General features: G+C 55.7%; 2 protein-coding genes. Both read left to right on the top strand.

Annotated elements, in window-relative coordinates:
• The first annotated feature begins 21 nt into the window (after positions 1-21).
• The gene (locus tag WCA53_RS22635) at positions 22-1,488 is read left to right on the top strand and encodes an ATPase domain-containing protein (RefSeq protein ID WP_423915767.1); all 1,467 of its coding nucleotides are present in this window, start codon (positions 22-24) and stop codon (positions 1,486-1,488) included.
• Between the two features lie 51 nt (positions 1,489-1,539).
• On the top strand, positions 1,540-2,303 hold a 764-nt coding region (locus WCA53_RS22630; RefSeq protein WP_423915764.1), incomplete at its 3' end, for a sensor histidine kinase.

Raw genomic sequence — 2,303 nt, 5'->3', positions numbered from 1 at the left:
GGCTCTGACGCTGTACCCTTGGTGTCCACGGGTGTCCAGGGTCTCGACGAAGTGCTCAATGGAGGGCTGACGGCCAACCGCATTTATCTCGTCGAAGGTTCGCCCGGATCCGGAAAGACTACACTAGCTCTGCAGTTTCTTCTTTACGGAGCTCACAGGGGGCAAAAGGCGCTCTACATTACTTTGTCGGAAACAAGAGCCGAGTTGAAAGCGATAGCGGCCTCTCACGGCTGGTCGCTTGATCATCTCGAGATTCACGAGCTCGTGAGTGAAGACGGACTTGACCCGGAGGCCGAGCAATCAGTCTTGCACCCATCGGAAGTAGAACTTGGCGAAACGGTCAACGACGTGATGAGCAAGGTGCGATCCCTCGAACCCGACCGCGTCGTTTTCGATAGCCTTTCCGAGATGCGACTGTTATCCCAAAATGCGCTGAAATATCGACGACAGGTCTTGGCGTTAAAGCAATTCTTTGTGAACAAGGGCTGTACCGTCTTACTGCTCGACGACAAGACATCGGAACCCGGTGATCTACAGCTTCATAGCATCTGCCATGGGGTTGTAAGTTTAGACCAGGTCTTGCAGGAATATGGCTCGGAGCGACGGCGCCTGCGAATCGCCAAGATGCGCGGTATCGATTTTCGACGCGGCACGCACGACTTCGATTTGAATCGCGGTGGAATCACGGTTTATCCCCGCTTGATCGCGGCGGAACATCACCGGGAGTTTTCCAACAACGCAGCTTCGACAGGCGTCGCCGAACTCGATGCGCTTCTCGGCGGCGGCCTCGTTCCAGGCACAAACACACTATTGATTGGTCCATCCGGCGTAGGCAAGACGACTACGACAACGCGCTGTGTCCTGAGCGCATTGGAACGAGGGCAGAAAGCCGTCTACTTCCTGTTTGATGAAACGCTCGCGACCATGTTGGCGCGCTCGACTGCATTGGGCATGCAGCTTGAACCACACATGGAATCCGGTCTGCTGACCGTTCAGCAAATCGACCCGGCAGAAATGTCGCCGGGACAGTTTTCAAACCGGATTCGAGTTGCCGTAGAGCAGCACGGTGTATCGGTTATTGTCATAGATAGCCTGAACGCGTATCTCCAATCGATGCCCGGACAGCGATATTTGCTGCTCCAAATGCACGAGCTGCTTAGCTATCTGAATCAGCAAGGGGTGACAACTTTAATTGCCCTGGGGCAGCATGGTCTTATCGGCAACGTGGAATCGGATATCGATCTAAGTTATCTCAGCGATTCCATTATTCTTTTCCGATTTTTTGAGGCTGCGGGCAAAGTGCTCTCAGCCATCTCCGTGCTGAAAAGCCGCACGAGCGCCCACGAACGTACGGTCCGAGAGTTTCAGGTTGGTGTAAATGGCATACAGGTCGGCGCCCCCCTGACCGACTTCGACGGGGTACTGACGGGTCTTCCAAAATATTCGGGGAACGTTCCACTTCTTGACCCTCAAGTGCGAACGGAGTGACTCGTGGAGGAACGAACGCTGATATTGGCGCCGCGGGGACGCGACGCGCAGGTGATAGAGCAGTTGCTGATTGGTCATAAGTTGGCCAGCTTCGTGTGCGAGAATTCAAAGGGGTTGATCGTTGCACTCGCTGAAGGCGCCGCGTCTGCGGTTATCGCCGAGGAAGCAATCGACCCCGGCGCATTAGGTTTGCTCGGGCAGTGGCTCGTCGCGCAACCCGTATGGTCCGACTTCCCGTTTGTTGTCCTCGCCTCGAAGCGCTCAGTCAAAGCTTCCGCCTCGCTCAAAGAAATGGTCAGAACGCTTGGCAACGTTGTCGTGGTGGAACGCCCGGTCAGCGGCGACACCTTGGCCAGTACTGCCCATTCCGCATTAAGGGCGCGTCGCCGACAGTACGACGCCCGGGCGCTGTTGGCAGAGCGCGAGACGGCCGCTGAGGATCTGCGCCAGGCGGACCGCCGCAAAGACCAGTTTCTTGCGATGTTGGCCCATGAGCTAAGAAATCCCCTCGCACCCATTCGTAGCGCCGCTGAGGTGCTCAGGCACGACGAATCGGAATCTCCTCCGCGGGTTCGGTGGGCTCGCCAATTAATCGAACGCCAGGCTCAGCAACTGTCCAGTCTTCTCGAAGATCTGCTGGATGTTTCGCGTATCACGACCGGTAAGGTGATACTTCAAGTTACGGAACTTGAGTTGAACGTCCTATTATCGAAAGTGGTTGAGTCCATGCGTAGCGAAATTGAAGCACGCCATCACACGTTGACCGTGAGCCTTGCCGATGTACCTATATTCGTGAACGGTGACCCTGTACGATT

It is taken from the genome of Caballeronia sp., from assembly GCF_049581465.1.
In the GTDB taxonomy this organism is placed as follows: Bacteria; Pseudomonadota; Gammaproteobacteria; order Burkholderiales; family Burkholderiaceae; genus Caballeronia.
The sequence above is the reverse complement of the archived record's forward strand: the minus strand, read 5'-3'. Positions and strand labels throughout refer to the sequence as shown.